Source organism: Pseudarthrobacter xylosi (assembly GCF_055412765.1).
The window spans coordinates 144,593-163,387 of the sequence record NZ_JBVAYT010000006.1 but is presented as its reverse complement, the minus strand read 5'-3'; the positions used below and the strand labels follow the sequence as shown (position 1 = coordinate 163,387).

The 18,795-nt window shown below is 66.5% G+C and carries 18 protein-coding genes and 1 pseudogene; 9 read left to right on the top strand and 10 right to left on the bottom strand.

The features are described from left to right. Positions 1–21 precede the first annotated feature (21 nt). The gene (locus ACZY1F_RS14455; protein ID WP_463942462.1) at positions 22–1,323 is read left to right on the top strand and encodes an MFS transporter; all 1,302 of its coding nucleotides are present in this window, start codon (positions 22–24) and stop codon (positions 1,321–1,323) included. A 64-nt stretch (positions 1,324–1,387) separates the two neighbouring features. Here the strand turns inward: ACZY1F_RS14455 and ACZY1F_RS14450 are convergent, their stop codons facing one another. Continuing rightward, positions 1,388–2,113 carry an IclR family transcriptional regulator gene (locus tag ACZY1F_RS14450; protein ID WP_463942460.1) on the bottom strand — a complete coding sequence of 242 codons (726 nt, stop codon included), beginning with the start codon at positions 2,111–2,113 and terminating at the stop codon, positions 1,388–1,390. 281 nt (positions 2,114–2,394) lie between these two features. On the opposite strand from ACZY1F_RS14450, the gene ACZY1F_RS14445 reads away from it, so the two are divergent. Further along, positions 2,395–3,729 carry an MFS transporter gene (locus tag ACZY1F_RS14445; RefSeq protein ID WP_463942458.1) on the top strand — a complete coding sequence of 445 codons (1,335 nt, stop codon included), beginning with the start codon at positions 2,395–2,397 and terminating at the stop codon, positions 3,727–3,729. A gap of 105 nt (positions 3,730–3,834) precedes the next feature. On the opposite strand, the gene ACZY1F_RS14440 is transcribed toward ACZY1F_RS14445, so the two are convergent. From ACZY1F_RS14440 to ACZY1F_RS14425, 4 genes and pseudogenes are all read right to left on the bottom strand, one after another. Beyond that, positions 3,835–4,482 carry a phosphoribosyltransferase gene (locus tag ACZY1F_RS14440; RefSeq protein WP_463942456.1) on the bottom strand — a complete coding sequence of 216 codons (648 nt, stop codon included), beginning with the start codon at positions 4,480–4,482 and terminating at the stop codon, positions 3,835–3,837. A 115-nt stretch (positions 4,483–4,597) separates the two neighbouring features. After that, positions 4,598–5,425: an alpha/beta fold hydrolase gene (locus tag ACZY1F_RS14435; protein WP_463942455.1), complete on the bottom strand. Its 828-nt coding sequence runs from the start codon at positions 5,423–5,425 to the stop codon at positions 4,598–4,600. A 4-nt stretch (positions 5,426–5,429) separates the two neighbouring features. Next, positions 5,430–5,690: pseudogene (locus tag ACZY1F_RS14430) on the bottom strand (biotin/lipoyl-containing protein); the annotation flags it as partial. A 12-nt stretch (positions 5,691–5,702) separates the two neighbouring features. Next, positions 5,703–7,082 (bottom strand): amino acid permease, encoded by a 1,380-nt coding sequence (locus tag ACZY1F_RS14425; RefSeq protein WP_463942453.1) that lies wholly within the window; start codon positions 7,080–7,082, stop codon positions 5,703–5,705. A gap of 283 nt (positions 7,083–7,365) precedes the next feature. Here ACZY1F_RS14425 and ACZY1F_RS14420 point away from each other — a divergent pair, with 283 nt between their 5' ends. The 5 genes from ACZY1F_RS14420 to ACZY1F_RS14400 are packed head-to-tail and all read left to right on the top strand — an operon-like array spanning position 7,366 to position 13,281. Beyond that, complete coding sequence (locus ACZY1F_RS14420) at positions 7,366–8,076, top strand: NUDIX hydrolase (RefSeq protein WP_463942606.1); 711 nt, start codon at positions 7,366–7,368, stop codon at positions 8,074–8,076. Next, positions 8,073–9,395: a quinolinate synthase NadA gene (gene nadA / locus ACZY1F_RS14415; protein WP_463942452.1), complete on the top strand. Its 1,323-nt coding sequence runs from the start codon at positions 8,073–8,075 to the stop codon at positions 9,393–9,395. Before ACZY1F_RS14420 ends, nadA begins: the two co-directional genes overlap by 4 nt. A gap of 53 nt (positions 9,396–9,448) precedes the next feature. Then, complete coding sequence (locus tag ACZY1F_RS14410; RefSeq protein WP_463942451.1) at positions 9,449–11,254, top strand: L-aspartate oxidase; 1,806 nt, start codon at positions 9,449–9,451, stop codon at positions 11,252–11,254. Continuing rightward, the gene (gene nadC / locus ACZY1F_RS14405; RefSeq protein ID WP_463942449.1) at positions 11,247–12,119 is read left to right on the top strand and encodes a carboxylating nicotinate-nucleotide diphosphorylase; all 873 of its coding nucleotides are present in this window, start codon (positions 11,247–11,249) and stop codon (positions 12,117–12,119) included. Before ACZY1F_RS14410 ends, nadC begins: the two co-directional genes overlap by 8 nt. A gap of 7 nt (positions 12,120–12,126) precedes the next feature. After that, on the top strand, positions 12,127–13,281 hold the full coding sequence (locus ACZY1F_RS14400) for a cysteine desulfurase family protein (protein ID WP_463942447.1): 1,155 nt from the start codon (positions 12,127–12,129) through the stop codon (positions 13,279–13,281). Here ACZY1F_RS14400 and ACZY1F_RS14395 read toward each other — a convergent pair. The 3 genes from ACZY1F_RS14395 to ACZY1F_RS14385 all read right to left on the bottom strand — a co-directional run bounded on the left by ACZY1F_RS14395 (position 13,278) and on the right by ACZY1F_RS14385 (position 15,366). Then, entirely contained in the window at positions 13,278–13,769 is a 492-nt protein-coding gene (locus tag ACZY1F_RS14395) for a GtrA family protein (RefSeq protein ID WP_463942445.1), read from the bottom strand. The genes ACZY1F_RS14400 and ACZY1F_RS14395 overlap by 4 nt on opposite strands. 17 nt (positions 13,770–13,786) lie before the next feature. Next, on the bottom strand, positions 13,787–14,635 hold the full coding sequence (locus tag ACZY1F_RS14390; RefSeq protein ID WP_463942443.1) for a fumarylacetoacetate hydrolase family protein: 849 nt from the start codon (positions 14,633–14,635) through the stop codon (positions 13,787–13,789). A gap of 68 nt (positions 14,636–14,703) precedes the next feature. Beyond that, on the bottom strand, positions 14,704–15,366 hold the full coding sequence (locus ACZY1F_RS14385) for a DUF1684 domain-containing protein (RefSeq protein ID WP_463942441.1): 663 nt from the start codon (positions 15,364–15,366) through the stop codon (positions 14,704–14,706). Positions 15,367–15,460: 94 nt separating this feature from the next. Here ACZY1F_RS14385 and ACZY1F_RS14380 point away from each other — a divergent pair, with 94 nt between their 5' ends. Both ACZY1F_RS14380 and ACZY1F_RS14375 read left to right on the top strand, forming a co-directional pair. Next, entirely contained in the window at positions 15,461–16,276 is an 816-nt protein-coding gene (locus tag ACZY1F_RS14380) for a hypothetical protein (RefSeq protein WP_463942440.1), read from the top strand. 70 nt (positions 16,277–16,346) lie between these two features. Beyond that, positions 16,347–17,153 carry a transglutaminase-like domain-containing protein gene (locus ACZY1F_RS14375; protein WP_463942439.1) on the top strand — a complete coding sequence of 269 codons (807 nt, stop codon included), beginning with the start codon at positions 16,347–16,349 and terminating at the stop codon, positions 17,151–17,153. A 31-nt stretch (positions 17,154–17,184) separates the two neighbouring features. On the opposite strand, the gene ACZY1F_RS14370 is transcribed toward ACZY1F_RS14375, so the two are convergent. Then, on the bottom strand, positions 17,185–17,655 hold the full coding sequence (locus ACZY1F_RS14370; RefSeq protein ID WP_463915012.1) for a MarR family winged helix-turn-helix transcriptional regulator: 471 nt from the start codon (positions 17,653–17,655) through the stop codon (positions 17,185–17,187). Continuing rightward, on the bottom strand, positions 17,655–18,764 hold the full coding sequence (locus ACZY1F_RS14365) for an LLM class flavin-dependent oxidoreductase (RefSeq protein ID WP_463942438.1): 1,110 nt from the start codon (positions 18,762–18,764) through the stop codon (positions 17,655–17,657). The genes ACZY1F_RS14370 and ACZY1F_RS14365 overlap by 1 nt, the downstream gene beginning before the upstream one ends. Between the last annotated feature and the right edge of the window lie 31 nt (positions 18,765–18,795).

The following is an 18,795-nucleotide window of genomic DNA, read 5'->3' as shown; positions in this document are numbered from 1 at the left end:
GGAACCTTGAAATCTTCAACGATGTCCCCCCTGCCCGCTTCCCAGAAAGCGCCGCTTTCCCCCGACACTTTCTCTCCTGAACCGCCGGCGTCCGCTGCGCTGGCTCCGCCCACCGGGCGGTTCGCCAGGCTCCCGCACCTCGCTGGCCGCAGTTTTATCCCCCTGGGTCTGTTCGCCCGGCTGCCCCTGGCCATGCTGACCGTCGGTGCCCTGACCCTCGTCACGTCCGTGACCGGCTCCTATGCTCTGGGCGGCACTGCCGCTGGTGCTGTGGGGATCGGCTCGGCCCTTGGCGCTCCGGTCTTTGGTGCCCTCGCCGACCGCAGGGGGCAGCGGCCCGTTCTGCTGGTTGCGGCGGTGCTCAACACCTTGGCGGTCCTGGCACTGATCGGCACGGCCTGGGCCGCTCCCGAAACCGGGTCCTTTCCCATGGCCGTGATCGCCGCCGCCTTTCTTGCCGGTGCCAGCTGCCCGCAGGTAGGTCCGTTGGCCAGGGTGCGCTGGATGGCGCTCACATCGCGGGGCAAGGGAGCGAAGGCCGGCAGGGACCTGGACACGGCCCTGTCCTACGAGGGCACAGCCGATGAACTGACGTTTGTGCTGGGACCGGCCCTTGTGGGAATCCTGGCCAGCCTGGTGGCCCCTTGGCTGCCGTTGGCCCTGGCTGCAGCCATGACTATTACGCTGGTGCCCGCTTTTGCCATGCACTCCACCCACAAGGCGGTTCCCGTAAACCGGGGCCCCGCAGCCTCGCCTAAGGCAGCCAGGATTCCCGCCGTCGTCGCACTGCCCGTCCTGGCAATGGTGGCCATGGGCACCTTCTTCGGGTCCGCCCAGACGGCCTTGAGCTCCTTCTCCGCGAGTTTCGCCACCTCCGAAATCGCCGGACTGTTGTATGCAGTCATGGGATTGAGTTCTGCCGCTGCAGCCCTGTCCGTGGCGTACTGGCCCCAGCGCATCACTCCGGCGGTCCGGTGGCTGGTCAGCGCAGCACTGATGACGGTGCTCGCGTTGCTGCTTCTGGTGCCGGGATCGTTGGGTGGCATGGTCGTGGTGCTGCTGGTCCTGGGATTGCCGGTGGGTCCCGTGATGGTCACGGTCTTCACGATCGGAGGCCTGGTGGCGCCTGCAGAACGGCTGGGAACCGTGATGACGGCCCTGGCGAGCGGGATCGTGGCGGGCACCGCGTTAGGGGCCGCCGTTGGTGGCCAGCTCGCGCAGGCCCACGGCTACCACACGGCATTCATTGTGCCTGTGGTTGCCGCAGGCGGACTGCTGGTTCTTGGTGCCGCCGCGGCGGTCATTCTCCGCAAACGCGACTGACCGGCGCTGGCCGCTGGACGCTGGCCGCTGGGCGCTGGTCACAGCCAGACGGTGCGTGCGGTGGTCAGCCCAGCTGGGCCTCAATGCGCCCGGCACCAGCCATCAGCGCAGCGGCGATTTCATCCGGATTCTGGTCTGCCCGGATGTAGACGACGGCCAGCGCGGCCGGCCGGCCTCCAGGGACCTTGACCGGAACTGCCAACGAGGAGACGCCCGCGATGACTTCATCGTGGCTTGCGGCAAAGCCCAACTGCCGAGCGGTTCCGGCCTCGGGCCGGTAGGGGATTCCCTGTCCGGCCACCTGCCAGTCAGCTTCTGAATAGGCGGACTGGATCGCAAGCCCGGGGGCGCCGGCGCTGATGGGATGCCGGGAGCCGGGATGTTGGACGACGGCGGCGCCCGTGTGCCGCGGGTCAACGGTGACCAGGGTGACGCAGTCATCGCGATCCCAGACGGCCACAAACGCACTCATGTTCAGGGCATTGGCGAGCTGTGTCAGCTCCGGCAGGGCCGCCGTCTGCAGGTTGCGGGCAACCCCACGGGCCAGGACAGCCAGCCCGGGCCCCGGCTGGACCTTGCCCGCGTCATCGCGCACCAGTAAGGAATGGTCTTCCAGGGTCCGCAGGATCCGGTAGGCCACAGAACGGTGAACTCCCATGGCATCGGCAAGTTCCGCAATGGTCAACGCCGCCGGCGCCGCGGCCAGGATTTCCAGTGCCCGGATTCCGCGCGACAGGGTCTGGGACGGCGAAGCCTGAGCTGCTCCGGAGGGGACTGCGGTGGGGGTCATGGATTCCATCCTAGGCGGCTGCACGGGCCCAGACCGTGTGCCGTGACGGTGCTTCCCACACTCGGACTGTGCGCTGATTTCGAAACGCTCGGTGCTGATTCTCGAAAAAGCCGTTCAACCGCGGAACTGATCCGTGTGCAGAATCAGGAAATATAGTGCGTTTCATCACATCTTCGCGTAACGTTATACTAACTGACCGTTCGATCAGTAATTCGGACGGTATGCATCCACCGTCGGCAGCCGTAATCTTCAACCAGGCTGCCCCAAGCCACGGAGTTCCAATGACCGAAACTTCACGCGTCGATTCCGAGGCGGGCCCGAGCAGCAAGCACGAGGAACGCAAGGTCCTCGCAGCAACGCTGGTCGGCACCACCATCGAGTGGTACGACTTCTTCATCTTCGCCCAACTGACGGGCACGCTGCTGTCCCCGTTGTTCCTGGCCCCGCTGAACGAATCCAACCCGGGCCTGGCACAGATCCTGTCCTTCGCGCTCATCGGCATCAGCTTCCTGTTCCGCCCGCTGGGTGCGGTGGTTGCCGGCCACCTCGGCGACCGGCTAGGCCGCAAGGCCATGTTGGTCTTCACCCTCCTGATGATGGGCGCAGCCACTTCGCTGATCGGCATGCTTCCGACTTATGCTCAGATCGGCGTCTGGGCCCCCATCCTGCTGATCCTTCTCCGCATTGCCCAGGGCTTCTCCGCCGGCGGCGAATGGGGCGGTGCTGCCCTGATGGCTGTGGAGCACGCCCCCAAGAGCCGCCGCGGCGTGTTCGGTGCGTACCCGCAGATCGGGGTTCCGGTCGGCATGATCCTGGCCACCGGCCTGCTGTTTGTCCTCAACTCGAACATGTCCAAGGAAGACTTCGCGGCCTGGGGCTGGCGGGTGCCCTTCCTCCTGTCCATCGTGCTGATTGTGGTGGGATACCTGATCCGCCGGGCTGTGGCCGAGAGCCCCGTCTTCCAGGAGATGGCCTCTCGGAAGGCCGAAAGCAGGGCCCCCCTCGGCGAGCTCATTCGTAGCCATAAGAGGCCCGTGCTCTACTCGACCATGATCTTCATCGGCAACAACGCCGCTGGCTACCTGTTGATCGCCTTCTTCATCTCCTACGCCACCAGGACGTTGAAGATGCCCGTCCCGGAAATCCTGCTGGCCACCACGCTTGCATCCTTCGGCTGGCTGATCTTCACGCTCGCAGGCGGCTGGCTCTCGGACCGGATCGGCCGGGTCAAGACGTTCCTGATCGGATATGCCATCATCTTCGTCTGGATGATCCCGATGTTTGCCCTGATCGACACCAGGAACATCTTGCTTTACGGTCTGGCGCTCTTCGTCCTGACCATCGGCCTGGGCCTCTCCTACGGCCCCATGTCGGCCATGTACGCCGAGATGTTCCCGGCCAATGTCCGCTACTCGGGCATCTCCATCGGGTACGCCTTCGGGGCGATCCTCGGTGGTGCGTTCGCTGCGACCATTGCCGAGGCGTTGCTTCAGAGCACCAAATGGACCGGATCCATCGGCATCTACATCATGATCCTGTGCGTAATTTCGGCGGCCGGGGTTCTGCTTGCCAAGGAGACAAAGGGCAACCCGCTCGGCGTCAGCAGCCACCACTAAGGTTGTCCGAAGCGCAGAACGGCGGGTTCCGGCTATCCGGCCTGGGCCCGCCGTTTTGCCGCGAGTCCGGTAGCGCCGTGCGGTCCCGGTGCTGCCGCGGGGCGCCTACTGTTTCAGCAGGCTGATGGCGTCCTCATCGGCTAACTGCTCGAAATGCCGGTAGAAGCTGCCCACGGCGCGGAACTTCCCCGGCAGATGCAGGCACAGCACGGCATCGCACACCCTGGACACTGCCGCGTAGGCTTCCACCGAACCCACCGGTGCTGCGGCGACGACGCGTGCCGCGCCACCGGAACGGGCGGCCTCGACGGCGGCGCGCATGGTGGCTCCGGTGGCCAGGCCGTCGTCGAGCAGTAGGACTGTCTTGCCGGTGAGATTGCTGCTGATCCCCGGGTAAGTTGCGGCCCGGCGGAGCAGCTCGGCCGTCTCGCGTTTCTCGACCTCGTCCAGCCACTCCTGGCGGACGCCGTGGTCCAGTATGCGGGTGATCAGGGGACGGTTGAGCAGGCGGACTACGCGGCCTCCGGACCACGCCAGCGCGCCAAACGCTGTTTCGTCGTGGCCGGGGATGCCGAGTTTCCGGACCAGAATGGCGCCGAGCGGCAGGTACAGGGCCTTGGCGGCCGCGGCGGCGACGGGAATACCGCCGCGGGCCAGCCCCAGGACGATGCTGTCGGGGCGTTCCCGGAACTGGGTGAGCACCGCCGCCAGCCGTTCACCGGCATCGGTGCGGTCTTCAAAACGCGTGCCCATTGTTCCCTCTCCGGCTGTCTCCGCCCGATTCCAGCCTACCTTCTGCCGCCGTGGCGGGGAGCGGGATATTTCCCCGGCCGGGCAGGCGCCATTATGCAGGCGGCAGCGATCAGGATCAGACTCCCAGGAAAGCGATGGCGCCTTGTTTGAAAGCCCGGCTGGTGATGGCGTTCGTGTGGTTGCGGCCAGGCAACGTCAGCTGTTCAGCCATGGACCCCGCCCGGATTCCGAGTGCGGCGAGCTGCGGCATGGTGGCCGCCCGTTCATCCTGATCGCCGGCCACAAGGAGCATCGGCATGTGGGGCACGGCTTCGGCAGGATCGAAGGGTTCGGCCTTGATGGCATCCACCAGGGACAGCAGCGCGAAGATGTTGTTGCTCGGCAGGAGCATGGCCATCTTGAGCAGGCCGGCTGTGGACGGGTCGGCGATGGGGGTTCCGTCGGCGAGGTAGTTCTGGGCGGCAATGAGGTCAAAGGCCGCCAGCGGATCGGCGATGTTCGGTCCGCCCAGGACCAGGCGGTGGACGATCTCGGGCTGGGTGGCGCCGAATTCCCAGGCGAGCCGGGCGCCTAAGGAATATCCCAGCACGTCAACGCCGCTGGTGGGGTCACCATTGTGCAAGGGCCGCACGCCGGCGTCGAACGCTATCTGCAGCAGGTCCGCGCGGATCCGGCTGGGGGAGTAGGAATCCATGTCCTCGGGTGCGCCGCTGCGGCCATGTCCGGGCAGGTCCACGGTGATGACGCGGCGGCCAGCGTCCAGCAGGGCCGCCACCCAGCCGGTGTCATGCCAGTTGAGCTTGCTGGACGAGGAGAAGCCGTGCAGCAGCAGCACGGGCCGTAGCCCGGCGTCGTCCTGCGGATCGTGCACCTCCACGTACAGCTCGGGGTCCGTGCCCTCAACGGTGTGGGAATGCATCTCGCCGGTGTGCCTGCCGCTCATGGTGTCAGTCCTCATCAAGTACGGCGCTCAGGCGGACCCGGCGCGTCGGTGCCTCATCCTTCGGGACCGTACCCACGATTCCGGCAGTGATGTCCGGCACCTCGAAAACGATCAGGGGTTCGCCGACATTGATCCTGTCGCCTGCCCCACCGAAGGTACGCACCACTTTACCTGCCTGCGGACTGGGCTGTTCAACAGCGGATTTGCTGGTTTCCACCTCCACCAGCGGCTGGTTCCGTTCCACCCGATCACCGGGCGAAAGAAGAACCCGATGTACTTAGCTGGCCTGGCGGTCGCGGGTAGTGAGCCGGGCGCCGATCCAGCAGGCGGCCGCGAGGCAGGCAACCAGAACGAACGTGCTCAGCAGCTGAACACGACTGCTTTCCGCGCTGAAGCCGACCGCGAAAATCAGGCCCAGGAGGATGAGTCCGAAGATAGTCAGGCCCGGGAATCCCTTCATCCGCAGCGGAAGGGCGGTACTGGCCCGGTCCGCGCGGCGCCGGAGGATCAGCTGCGAAACGAGGGCCGTGCCCCACACCACCAGGCAAGTGGATCCGACCAGCTGGAACAGGGCGGGCAGGATCCGGTCCGGGAAAAGCAGCTCAAGAACTGTGGCGAAGAATCCGAACGCCACGGACACGCCTACGGCGATCACCGGCACGCTGGCGCCGCTGAGCCTGGCCAGGATCCGGGGCGCCTCGCCGCGTTCGGCGAGCGAGTACACCATGCGGGACGCGCCGTAGAGATTGGCGTTCAGTGCGGAGAGAAGCGCGACGACGGCTACCAGGGTGATTGCCGTGCCGGCGCCCGGGATCCGGGCCGCGTCGAGCACGCCGGCAAAGGGCGAGGCGAGTCCTTCGGAGGAGACCGGCAGGACGGCCGCGATGACAAAGACCGACCCGATGTAGAAGACCAGGATGCGCCACAACACAGTCCGTATTGCCTTGCCCACACTGTGTTCCGGGTCCGCGGTTTCCGCGGCGGCCACGGCCACGATCTCGGTTCCGCCAAAGGCAAAGATCACTACGAACAATGCCGTGGCGATTCCGCCCAGCCCGGCGGGGGCAAAGTCAGTGGTGATGTTAGCGAGTCCGGGCGATGCAACCTCGGGCAGAAGGCCCAGCAGCAGGGCGGCCCCCACGGCCAGGAACGCCACAATGGCGGCAACCTTCAGGATGGCGAACCAGAATTCGAACTCTCCGAAGTTCTTCACGCCCGTCAGGTTGATGGCCGTAAATACGACCATAAAAGTCAGGGCCAGGGCCCACACGGGGATAACCGGCCAGACGGAAAACAGCAGTCCCGCTGCGCCCAGCGCTTCCGCGGCGATGACCACCACCAGCTGGAGCCACCACAGCCAGCCCACCGTAGCGCCGGCGGTTTTTCCGAGCGCCCGTTCGGCGTACACGGAGAACGCGCCGCTCGTTGGATTCGCAGCGGCCATCTCGCCCAGCGCCCACATCACCAGGATGATAAGCGTCCCGGCGACCAGATACGAGATCAGCACGGCAGGCCCCGCGGCCTGGATGCCGGCCCCTGAACCGAGGAACAGGCCGGCGCCGATGGCGCTGCCCAGTCCCATCATGGTGAGCTGCCGGGGCTTCATGGTGTGGCCGAGCTGGGATTCCGGCCGCACTGCCGTGGACTTCGATGTCATGCCTGTGAACCTTCTTGGGGTGGAGGGGGTGTCCGCGCGGGGACCATTTGAATCTACCCGCTTTGAAGCCGGCCCGCGGGCGGTGGCGGGCCGACGACGGGTGGCAGCGTGAATTCCACGAGGCCGGCGTTGAGTGCGGCACCGCTTACTCCCGGCGGGTCTGTGGCCGTGGCATTGCGAAACATTTTGATTCAAGGAATGTGGCCGTAGAATCAGTTCTAGTCAAAGTGACTATAACTAACGGTGGCAATGAAGCCCAGAAGCAGGGAGCGGGTGAGTGACCGTGTACAGCAGCTCAGCGAACGTCTCCGAACGCGCTACCGCCGCACCCTCGCTCGCTATCTCCACGGTCATCTTCGCCCTACGGCCCAGCGAATCCTCGGGCCGGCCTACCCTCTGGCTTCCCCTGGTCCGTAGGATTCGTGAGCCGTACAAGGACCTTTGGGCCCTTCCCGGCGGACCACTGACGCATGTTGAATCCCTGCAGGACGCTGCCTCCCGGAACCTCCGGGAAACCACCGGACTCACGCCGAGCTACCTGGAGCAGCTCTACGCGTTCGGTGGGCTGCACCGCTCACCCACGCAGCGTGTGGTGTCGATCGTCTACTGGGCGCTGGTCCAGCCCACCGAGGCCGCCCTGGCCGACGAATCGGAGAACGTGAAGTGGTTCAGGGCAGACAAGGTGGGGGACCTGGCCTTCGACCACAACTCCATTGTTGACTACGCACTCCGGCGCCTGCGGAACAAGCTGGCCTACGGGTCGGTGGCCTACCACTTCCTGGGCGAGTACTTCACCCTGGCCCAGGTCCGGGAAGTTTATGAAGCAGTCCTGGACACCCGGCTGGACCCGGCCAACTTCCGCCGCCAGCTCACATCCACGCCGGAGATCGAAGAAACCGGCGAATACCTCCAGGGTGGCAAACACCGTCCGCCTCGTCTTTACCGCTTCACCGGCCGTCCTGGCCTTGACCTCGATAACAGGAGCACACCATGAGTAGCGTCAACACAGCCATCCAGCTGATCACGCGCGAACAAGCCGAAAGCGCGTCCCGGAACGCTGCGGCAGGCAAAACAGCTGCCACCTGCAGCCCGGCGCTCGCCAGGGGCCCGTGGGAATACGACCTTGCCGAGGCCCTCGCGGGTGCCCCTGCCTACGGACCCGGTGCCTCCAGCGCGGACGTCGCCCCGGCGGCAACGCCGCGCCAGGGCCAGCTGCCGGAAGAATACAAGCTCGCCAACGATGCAGAGCTCGATGTGCGCATCCGGGCCGCCAAGGCCACGCTCGGTGATCGCGCTGTGATCCTGGGCCACTTCTACCAGCGCGACGAGGTCATCCAGTACGCCGACTTCGTGGGCGACTCCTTCCAGCTGGCCAACGCCGCCCTCACCCGGCCTGACGCCGAGGCCATCATTTTCTGCGGTGTGCACTTCATGGCCGAGACCGCGGACATCCTCTCCACCCCGGAACAGGCCGTCATCCTGCCCAACCTCGCCGCCGGCTGCTCCATGGCGGACATGGCGGACACCGACTCTGTGGAGGAGTGCTGGGAACAGCTCGAGGAGATCTTCGGTACCGAGGCCGACGCCGATGGGCGGGTTCCGGTCATTCCGGTCACCTACATGAATTCCTCCGCCGCGCTGAAGGCTTTCTGCGGCCGCAACGGCGGCATCGTCTGCACCTCCTCCAACGCCAAGGTGGTCCTGGAATGGGCGTTCGAACGCGGCCAGCGGGTCCTGTTCTTCCCGGACCAGCACCTGGGGCGCAACACCGCCAAAGCCATGGGTGTGCCGCTGGAGCAGATGCCCATGTGGAACCCGCGCAAGGAACTGGGCGGCAACGACGAACAGGCCCTGCTCGATTCCCGCGTCATCCTGTGGCACGGCTTCTGCTCTGTCCACAAGCGCTTCAACGTCGGCCAGATCGAAAAGGCCCGTGCCGAGTTCCCCGGCGTCAACGTGATTGTCCACCCCGAGTGCCCCATGGAGGTGGTTGACGCGGCCGATTCCGCCGGTTCCACCGACTTCATCAAGAAGGCCATCGCAGCCGCCAACGAGCCGACCACCTTCGCGATCGGCACGGAAGTCAACATGGTGAACCGGCTCGCCGCCGAGTACCCGCAGCACACCATCTTCTGCCTGGACCCGGTGATCTGCCCCTGCTCCACGATGTACCGCATCCACCCCGGCTACCTCGCCTGGGTCCTGGAGGAACTCGTCGAAGGCCGCATCGTCAACCGCATCAGCGTGGACGGTTCCGTCCAGGACAACGCCAAAACCGCGCTCGAGCGTATGCTCGCGGCGCGTCCGCTGTAGCCCGCAGCTGCAGTCCCGCCCCCAGTGACCCTGGAAACCGAAACGAGCCCCACATGAGCGCAGAGAGCCCAGCCGGTGGTCCGGCACCCCGGCGGCTGATCGTCGTCGGGAGCGGCATTGCGGGACTGTACGCCGCGTTGCTTGCTGCCGATGCCGGCGCCGAAGTGGTGCTGCTGACCAAAGGCGCGCTCGCGGACAGCAACACCTACTACGCCCAAGGCGGCATCTCCGCCGTGCTCGACGAGCCCGCGCCCGGAGACACTGTGGCCGCGCACATCGCAGACACGCTGAAGGCCGGGGCCGGGCATTGCGACGAAGAGGCCGTCCGCGTGCTCTGCACGGAGGCCCGCCTGGATATCGCCGGCTTGGAACGCTTCGGCGTGCGTTTTGATATGGACGACGACGGCGACCCCTCGCTGGGTCTCGAAGCCGCCCACTCCGCGCCCCGGATCCTGCACGCCGGCGGCGACGCAACCGGTGCCGGCGTAGCCCGGGCACTCATCAAGACGGTTCTGGATGCGCAGGCAGCTGGCCGGATCCAGGTCATCGGGCACGCCCAGGTCACGTCCCTGTCGCAGAGCGACGGACACGTGGCAGGCGTGAACTTCCTGCACGACGGGCGGGAACTCGGCGTCCACGGTGATGCCGTGCTCCTGGCCACCGGGGGAGCGGGCCAGCTGTTTGCCCAGACCACCAATCCTGCCGTGGCAACCGCGGACGGGCTGGCGCTAGCCTGGCGGGCCGGAGCCGCTGTGGCGGACCTGGAGTTCTTCCAGTTCCACCCCACCTGCATGGTGCTCCCGGCCGATGCCCTCGAGGCAGCCGGCAACGGAGCTGAACCGCTCCTGATTTCCGAAGCCGTCCGCGGCGAAGGCGCCATCCTGCTGGACGCCCACGGCGAACGCTTTATGCCCGCCTATCACGCCGACGCGGAACTTGCCCCGCGCGACGTTGTCTCCCGCAGCATCGCCCTGCACCTGGCCACCCTGGGGGATCCCAACGGGCACGTGTTCCTCGACGCCATGGCGGTCGAGGCCCTGCACGGCAAGGGCTACCTCGAAAAGCGCTTCCCCACCATCAGCGCCCGCACCCGCCAAGCCGGCGTCGACTGGACCCGGGAACTCGTCCCCGTGGCTCCGGCCGCGCACTACTGGATGGGCGGCGTCCTTACCGACCTCTACGGACGGACATCGGTACCCGGATTGCTGGCAGCCGGCGAGGTTGCTTGCACCGGCGTCCAGGGGGCTAACCGGCTTGCCAGCAACTCCCTTCTTGAAGGGCTTGTCTTTGGGCGGCGGGCCGTTGAGGGTTTCCTGGCTGGCAGTTCCGCAAGTCCCTCGGCCTGGGGTGGGGTGTCGCCCGACGCTGTTCCTCCGCTCGCTGTCTCGGCCGCTAACGGCCTCCCCTTGACGCTCGCTTCCGGAACACCCTCGGACGACGACGGAACGGTCGCCTTGGGAGCCGATGACACGCCCGATTGGTCGTTCCAGCTTGATCCGGAGCCGGCAGCTGTAGAGGCCCCGGCCGCTGGGCCGTTTTCCAGGGCGGCTTTGCGGCGGTTGATGACTGCTAACGCGGGGGTGCTTCGCAATGGCGGCTTGCTGCGGGAGACTGCGGTGGAGTTGGCTGCGTGGGCGGCCGATGTTTTTCCCATCAACGTGCCTGATTCCCCGGACCCTCGGGAGCATGAGGATGCCAATCTTTTGTTGGCTGCGCAGCTGCTGGTTCATTCCGCGCGGGAGCGGCGGGAATCCTTGGGGGCGCATTACCGCAGCGACAGTGTGCCCGCAGATGCCGCCGTCGAACATTTTGACAAGCGATACACCATGAGCCGGAAAGCGAGCCTCGTAAATGACTAGCCTGACCCTCCCCGCAGCACCCGTCCGGGACATCCTGGAGCGGGCTTTTGCCGAGGACGCGCCCAACGGGGACATCACCTCGCAGCTGCTGATCCCGGCCGACGCCCGCGCCACCGCGGTGCTGAACGCGCGCGTGCCGGGGGTGTTCAGTGGTGGAACGGTGTTCCGCGACGCCATGAAGGTCGTGGACCCGGACACTGACGTGGAACTGCTGCTCGGCGAGGGCACAGCGTTCGACGCCGGCACGCACCTCGCGCGTGTCACCGGCAACGCACGTTCGGTTCTGCTTGCCGAACGCGTCGGGCTGAACCTCGTGCAGCGGATGAGTGCCATCGCCACCAAAACCGCGGAATTTGTCCGGCTCGTCGAAGGCACCAAAGCGCGCATCACGGACACCCGCAAGACCACGCCCGGCCTCCGCGTCCTGGAGCGCTACGCCGTCCGCTGCGGCGGGGGAGCCAACCACCGCTACAGCCTGTCCGACGCCGTGCTGGCCAAGGACAACCACCTGGCCGTGATGACCGGGGGAGACCCCGCCAAGCTCACCGCCCTGCTCGCCGCGGCAAAGGCACAGCTGGGGCACACCACGCACTTCGAAGTGGAGGTGGACAGCTCCGAGCAGATCGAACCCGTCCTGGCCGCCGGCGTGGACACCATCATGCTGGACAACTTCAGCCTCGACGGGCTCCGTGCCGGCGTCAAACAGGTGGACGGGCGCGCCATCGTGGAAGCCAGCGGCAACGTCAACCTGCGCACCGTCGCGGATATCGCCGCGGCGGGCGTGGACGTCATTTCGATCGGCGGTCTCACCCACAGCGTGGCTGCCCTGGACCTCGGCCTGGACGTCGAACTGAGCGTCGGCTGAAGCAGCCATGATCTTCCTCGACGCCGCCGCCACCACACCCGTCCGCCGCGAAGTCCTCGAGGCCATGTGGCCCTACCTGAGCGGTGAGTTCGGCAACCCATCCAGCCACCACACGCTTGGCGAGGCCGCGGCGTCCGCGCTCGCAGGCGCCCGCGCGGCCGTGGCCAAGGTGCTCGGCTGCCGCCCGGGCGAGGTCACCTTCACCTCGGGAGGGACGGAGGCGGACAACCTCGCGGTCAAGGGCATTGCCCTGGCCCGGCAGGCTGCGGACCCGGCGCTCAACCGCGTGGTGATCAGCGCCGTCGAACATCCCGCCGTAGGGGAGTCTGCGCGCTACCTGGAGCGGTTCCACGGGTTCGCCGTGGACGTGGTTCCCGTGGACGGAACCGGCCGGGTGACGCCGGAGGCGCTCGCCGCCATGCTCCGGCCGGAAACCGCCATGGTCAGCGTGATGTACGCGAACAATGAAGTGGGCACCATCCAGCGCATCGCCGAACTGGCGGCGCTGGCCCGGGCGCAAGGCATCCCGTTCCACACCGACGCCGTCCAGGCCGCAGGATGGCTGCCCCTGGACATCAAGGCGCTGGGCGTGGACGCCCTGAGCATTTCCGGCCACAAGCTCGGTGCACCCAAGGGGTGCGGCGTGCTGTACGTCCGAGGCCGGACCCGCGTGGAGCCCCTGGTGCATGGCGGCGGCCAGGAACGCGGCCGGCGGTCCGGGACCGAAAACGTGTCCGGTGCCGTGGCGCTGGCCACCGCCCTGACGCTCGCCCACGCCGAGCGGCCGGAACTCGCCGCCCGGGTGGCAGGGCTCCGCGAACGCTTTACCGCCACCATCCTGGACACCGTTCCAGGCGCCCTGCTCACCGGGCACCGGACGGAACGGCTGCCGTCAGTGGCCTCGTTCTGCTTCCCCGGCACCAGCGGCGAATCCGTGCTGCTCGAGCTGGAGCGGCAGGGTGTGGTGTGCTCGAGCGGTTCGGCCTGCGCCGCCGGCTCGGATGCGCCGTCGCCGGTGCTGACCGCGCTGGGCTACGACGCCGAAGTGGCGCAGACGGCTGTGCGGTTCAGCTTCACTTCGGCCGTGACCGCGGACGAACTGGAACAGGCGGCGGCAGCCGTGGGCACCGCCGTCGGAAGCGTCAGGACCCTCGGCCGCTAGATATGGCGGGCGCGGCGGAAGATCCAGTGCCGCAGCATAGTGAACCGCACGGCGGTGGCCACGAAGCCCGACAGCGTGGTGGTCCACAGTTCGTCGGACACGGTGGCATCCGGGTGCAGCCAATGGAGCACACCCAGGCTGCCGCCGGTGATAACCAGTGCGACGGCGATGACGATCATGCCGTTGAGGTGGTCGCGGGCCATCCGGCGCTGCCCGGAGATCTTGAAAGTCAGCCTGCGGTTCAGCGCCGTGTTCATCAACGACGTCAACACCAGGGCCGCCGCGTTGGCCAGCTGCGGTCCCAGCCAGGGGCGCAGCAACGCATACAACGCCAGGGACGTGGCGGTGCAGATGATGCCGACGCCGGAGAAGCGGAGGAGCTGCCGCACCAGTGGAAACCTGAAGATTCCACGGTAGTGCTTGGTGGCAGGCGCGCTACGGGTGGGCTGCTGCGTCAGCTGGGCGCTGGGCGCAGCAGAGGATTCCATGGCTTAAGCCTGACATATCAGGCGGGACTTTCCTCCCAGGACGCAGCTTTGACCGGGTTGCTGAGCTCGCCAATGCTCTCCACGCGGCACACGACTGTGTCACCTGGCTGGATGCGGGCACACTCCGCCGGGAATCCGGTAAGGACCAGATCGCCGGCGTGCAGGGTCATAAACGAGCTGAGGTACACGAGGATTTCGTCCACCTTCCAGCCGAGATCGGCGCTGCTGGCGGCTTTCAGTTCGGCGCCGTTGTGGACGATGCTGATGGCCAAGTCAGAGTCGTCGAGGTCCGTCACAATCCAGGGACCCACGGGAGTGAAAGTGTCCTGGCTCTTGGCGCTGATCCACAGTTCGTCCGATTTCTGCAGATCGCGGGCCGAGACATCGTTGCCGATGGTGAAGCCAAGGATGGCGCTCCGGGCAGTCTCAAGAGTCAGGCCACGGACGGTGCGGCCGACGACGACGGTCAGCTCCGCTTCCGGGTCCACGTAGCCCACCGTTGAGCTCAGTTCAATCGTGTCGCCGGGGCCGATCACGCTGGATGCGGCCTTGTGGAAGGCCTGCGGCGGGAGGTCCCGGCCGGCCAGGCCGGTGTTATGCGCCATGCCGAAGACGTTGGCGGGGACGGAGGGTGCCAGGAAAGTGAATGAGTCCTGCTCTACAACGGCGCCGGTCTCCCAGCCCGGTCGGGCGGGGTGGTTGGCGTTTGGGCGGGACGCCTCGAAGGGGGAATCGACTACTGTCCAGGACCGGCCGGCGGCGGAGCCGAAATCCGGGGCGTCATTGGCCACGAAGAAATGCTCGTCGGCAACAGCCGGGGACAGGGGGCGGACACGGGCAAGGCGGCGGGGAGCGCTGGCAGTCATGATGACATCCTACGTCCTCGGGCAAGCCGCAACCGGATTGCCACGGGCCCGATCACTGGGCGGCAGGCTCAGTACAGCTCGCCCACCGGGATCTCCACGGCCAGCCGGTTTGACGGGCCGGGCAGCGGGCAGGCCCAGGCCTCGTTGTACGCGCAGGACGGGTTGTAGGCAAAGTTGAAGTCCAGGACAAATTCGGCGCCCGCCCCGGAACCGTGGACTCCGTGGAATGCGCCCTTGATGGTGTCCAGGAGGTACCTGCCGGCGCCGTACGTTCCGCCGGGCTGGCCAGCTGTGGCATCCCGGAACGGAACGAAAATCCCGCCGCCGTAACCGTGCAGCTTCCACACACCAAGCTGGCCCAGTTCCGGTAGATCGAACGTGCCCAGCCGGACGAAACGGACCACGCCGTCCGTGGCGGTTTCCACGGTCATTTCCCGGCCGGCCCCCTCCAGGGTCAGCGGCACGTAGAAGCGGTAGATCGGATCGTAGTCGGCCGTCTTCAGGCCGGAGAACTGCGACTTGTCCTTGGCGCTGAGGGCTGAGGCCGGATGCGTTGCGAACATGCGGTCGCGTTCATGCCGCCACAGGGAATGTGCCTCTGCCGGATCTTCAGCGGCTACTTTCCGCACCGTGTCATACAGGGCAAACGTCCGCAGCCGCCAGTCCGCAATGTCGATGGCAGAGATGTCCGCCAGGCTCTCAAGGTCCGTGCCATACTGCTCTTCCGCCATAGGCACCAGCCTAGTCCCTTGCGTGCGGGGAATGTCCGACGGCGACACGGGGCTCCGGCTCCTGGCCGCCGTGGTCCGCCGATAGGCTGGCTGGATGACACACAAGGCGACAATGTGGGGAGCGCGAACGGCGGCGCTGCTGATGGCCGGTGCCCTGGCGGCCGGCTGCAGCGCGCCTGGTAACAGTGATTCGGGGTGGACGGCGCAGCCGGACACATCGGCCGGTCCTGGCGCCAGTACGAGCCCTACCGCTGGCGCCAGCGGGTCCGCGTCGTCGGATCCGTCTGCCACAGCGGGCGCCTCGACGTCCGCAACGCCTGGCCCGGCCGCAACGGCAACTGCCTGGAAGTCCTTTACCGACCCGGCGAAGACCGTCAGCTTCGACCTGCCGGAGGAATGGATCGCCCAGTCCGTCACTCCCGAGGACGGTACGCTGCCGGGTGCCCTGAAGATCGAGGTGAAAAAGCAGGACGGCGCGGTGGTGGCTGCCCTGCGGACAGGGCTGCCGCCGGCGTCGTCCGAGTGCCCCGAAGCGGCCCGGAAACCCTATGTGGTGATCAGCAGCGTGCCGCTGGATATTCCCGGCCTGACGGGGGAAGGCACCATTGCGCCGCACGCGGTGTTCCGCGTGATCCAGGGCTACCGCTACTTCGGCTCCTACGGCATCACCAATATTGTGGGCGGGGCAGACGGCCAAGCATGCGAACTGCGCAACGTGGTCCGTGGCCCGGCCGGGAAAGGGGACTACTCGTTCGGCGACCTCGGCGTCCTGAAGGCCTTCGCCGCGGATGAGAAGGTGGCCCCGGCCAAGGCGTTCGACACCCTGGGCCAGGCCGAAAAGTACGTGGACGAGAGCTCGGAATTCGCGAACGTCCAGCGGATGCTAATGTCTCTGGAGATCAAAAACTAGTCCCGCCGCCGGCCCCTTCATCCCCGGGCCAGAGCGGGAAGTACTGCCACTACCTCACACCCGGAGATACATGGAACGCACCGTTTCAGCACGTATGGTTTTCAGGACCATCGCCGACACGAAGGCAGCCCTGGCCATCGCTGTGGCCAGGAACCCCGGCTACACCTCGTTTGATGAATTCCTCACGGTCACGGCCCGCGGCCGGCCGGTTCCTTTGCAGGAACTCGAGGATCATCATGGCGGCCGCCTGCACTATATGGAATTCGCTGAACCCGCAGAGGTCACTGTCGAGTACTCGGCGACGGTGGCAGGGCATGCTGTCCCGGAAGAGGCCACCCTGGCTGAGCGCATCCGCTACGTGCGGCCAAGCCGCTACGCGGAGTCGGACCGGCTCCTGCCCACGGCCTATGCCGAATTTGGCGGCCTGCACGGTACTGAACTGCTCCAGGCCGTGCGGAGTTGGGTCTTCGGGGAATTGCGGTACATCAGCGGTTCCTCCAGGGGAACTGACGGGGCCGTGGAAACCCTCCTGCACCGCAGGGGAGTGTGCCGGGACTTCGCGCACCTGGCCATCGCCCTGCTGCGTTCCAAGGACGTCCCGGCCCGGCTCGCGGCCGTTTACGCACCGGGGCTGAGCCCCATGGATTTCCACGCGGTAGCCGAGGCGCATGTCGATGGCGCCTGGCACGTCATCGACCCCACGGGGCTAGCCCCACGGGAGTCGATGCTGCGGATCACAGCCGGCCGGGACTCGTCCGACACCGCATTCCTGTCCACCGTGGGCGGGAGCCTGACGCTGAACGAGCTTCGCGTCGGCGCTGTTGTCAACGGCCAGCTGCCGATGGAAGATCCGGCCAGGCTGGTTATGCTGGGCTAAGTTCCCGTACGGTCCGGTTACTGCCGGGCAGTTACTTCCCCGGCCGCGCTCCCACCGAATGCCGGAGTTTCTCCGTCAGCCGCTGAAGTTCCCTCTGCTCGGCAGCCGTCAGGGCCGGCCCTACCAGGCTGGAGATGTCCCGGACGTGCTCCCGGCCGATTTCCTTCTGGAGGGCAGACCCCTCCTCGGTGAGCTTCAGCAGCACGCCGCGGCCGTCGTCGGGGGCCGCCATCCGGACCACGAGCCCGCGCTTCTCCAGCCTCTCAACCAGCCTGCTGAGGCTCGACTGGCTCAGCAGGACATGGTCATTGAGTTCGTTGAGCCGGAGCCAGCCGGATGGACACCGGGAGAGCGTGAACAGCACGTCGTATTCGTTCAGGGCCACTTTCCGGAAGGCGGGCCCGGCCTGCAGCCTGCGCATCACGGCGACCTGCGCCCGGAACAGGGATTCCCAAGTTTCCGCTGCCAAACGGATGGGTGATTCGTTGCCGCTGGCAGCCATCAGGCCTCCGAAGGGGCAGTGTCAGACGCCTGCGCAGCCATCAGCGCGGCCACCCGGCCGGCGTGGGTGGGCGGGTCCGGGACGTGCGCTGGCTTGAGGGCCGCGTATTCCTTGCGGAGGACCGGGAGGACTTCCTCGCCGAACAGGTCAAGCTGCTCCAGCACCGTCTTCAAGGGCAGGCCCGCGTGGTCGATCAGGAACAGCTGGCGCTGGTAGTCGCCGAAGTACTCACGGAACGTCAGGGTCTTCTCAATCACTTCCTGCGGGCTTCCCACAGTAAGCGGCGTCTGCGAGGTGAAGTCCTCCAGCGACGGGCCGTGGCCGTAGACGGGCGCATTGTCGAAGTAGGGCCGGAACTCCTTCACGGCGTCCTGGGAGTTCTTGCGCATAAAGAACTGGCCGCCGAGGCCTACGATGGCCTGGTCCGCCTTGCCGTGGCCGTAGTGCTCGTAGCGCTCACGGTAGAGGCTGATCAGCTGCTGGTAGTGCTCCTTGGGCCAGAAGATGTTGTTCGCGAAGAAACCGTCGCCGTAGTAGGCGGCCACTTCGGCGATCTGCGGCGTGCGGATGGAGCCGTGCCACACAAAGGGGGCCACACCGTCGAGCGGGCGGGGGGTGGAGGTGAAGTTCTGCAGCGGGGTGCGGAACTTGCCGGACCAGTTCACCGTGTCCTCATCCCACAGCCGGCGCAGCAGGCTGTAGTTCTCGATGGCCAGTTCCACGCCGTCCTGGATGTTCTTGCCGAACCACGGGTACACCGGAGCCGTGTTGCCACGGCCCAGGACCAGATCCACGCGGCCGTCGGCCAGGTGTTGCAGCATGGCGAAGTCTTCGGCGATCTTCACCGGATCGTTGGTGGTGATCAGCGTGGTGGCAGTGGAGAGGGTGATCCGCTCGGTCTGCGCGGCAATGAAGGCGAGGGTGGTGGTGGGCGAGGAGGAGAAGAACGGGCGGTTGTGGTGCTCGCCAAGGGCGAAGACGTCCATGCCGATTTCCTCGACCTTTTTGGCGATCGCCACAGCCGCTTTGATGCGTTCGTTCTCCGTGGGCGTCCGGCCGGTGGTGGGGTCAGTAGTGATGTCACTAACGCTGAATACGCCGATCTGCATGGTGTGCCTTCCGTTTCCTGGACTTCTCTGG

Coding starts and splice junctions, on each gene's coding strand:
- ACZY1F_RS14455 (WP_463942462.1), top strand. CDS start 22: ATGTCCCCCCTGCCCGCTTCCCAGAAAGCGCCGCTTTCCCCCGACACT.
- ACZY1F_RS14450 (WP_463942460.1), bottom strand. CDS start 2,113: ATGACCCCCACCGCAGTCCCCTCCGGAGCAGCTCAGGCTTCGCCGTCC.
- ACZY1F_RS14445 (WP_463942458.1), top strand. CDS start 2,395: ATGACCGAAACTTCACGCGTCGATTCCGAGGCGGGCCCGAGCAGCAAG.
- ACZY1F_RS14440 (WP_463942456.1), bottom strand. CDS start 4,482: ATGGGCACGCGTTTTGAAGACCGCACCGATGCCGGTGAACGGCTGGCG.
- ACZY1F_RS14435 (WP_463942455.1), bottom strand. CDS start 5,425: ATGAGCGGCAGGCACACCGGCGAGATGCATTCCCACACCGTTGAGGGC.
- ACZY1F_RS14425 (WP_463942453.1), bottom strand. CDS start 7,082: ATGACATCGAAGTCCACGGCAGTGCGGCCGGAATCCCAGCTCGGCCAC.
- nadA (WP_463942452.1), top strand. CDS start 8,073: ATGAGTAGCGTCAACACAGCCATCCAGCTGATCACGCGCGAACAAGCC.
- ACZY1F_RS14410 (WP_463942451.1), top strand. CDS start 9,449: ATGAGCGCAGAGAGCCCAGCCGGTGGTCCGGCACCCCGGCGGCTGATC.
- nadC (WP_463942449.1), top strand. CDS start 11,247: ATGACTAGCCTGACCCTCCCCGCAGCACCCGTCCGGGACATCCTGGAG.
- ACZY1F_RS14400 (WP_463942447.1), top strand. CDS start 12,127: ATGATCTTCCTCGACGCCGCCGCCACCACACCCGTCCGCCGCGAAGTC.
- ACZY1F_RS14395 (WP_463942445.1), bottom strand. CDS start 13,769: ATGGAATCCTCTGCTGCGCCCAGCGCCCAGCTGACGCAGCAGCCCACC.
- ACZY1F_RS14390 (WP_463942443.1), bottom strand. CDS start 14,635: ATGACTGCCAGCGCTCCCCGCCGCCTTGCCCGTGTCCGCCCCCTGTCC.
- ACZY1F_RS14385 (WP_463942441.1), bottom strand. CDS start 15,366: ATGGCGGAAGAGCAGTATGGCACGGACCTTGAGAGCCTGGCGGACATC.
- ACZY1F_RS14380 (WP_463942440.1), top strand. CDS start 15,461: ATGACACACAAGGCGACAATGTGGGGAGCGCGAACGGCGGCGCTGCTG.
- ACZY1F_RS14375 (WP_463942439.1), top strand. CDS start 16,347: ATGGAACGCACCGTTTCAGCACGTATGGTTTTCAGGACCATCGCCGAC.
- ACZY1F_RS14370 (WP_463915012.1), bottom strand. CDS start 17,655: ATGGCTGCCAGCGGCAACGAATCACCCATCCGTTTGGCAGCGGAAACT.
- ACZY1F_RS14365 (WP_463942438.1), bottom strand. CDS start 18,764: ATGCAGATCGGCGTATTCAGCGTTAGTGACATCACTACTGACCCCACC.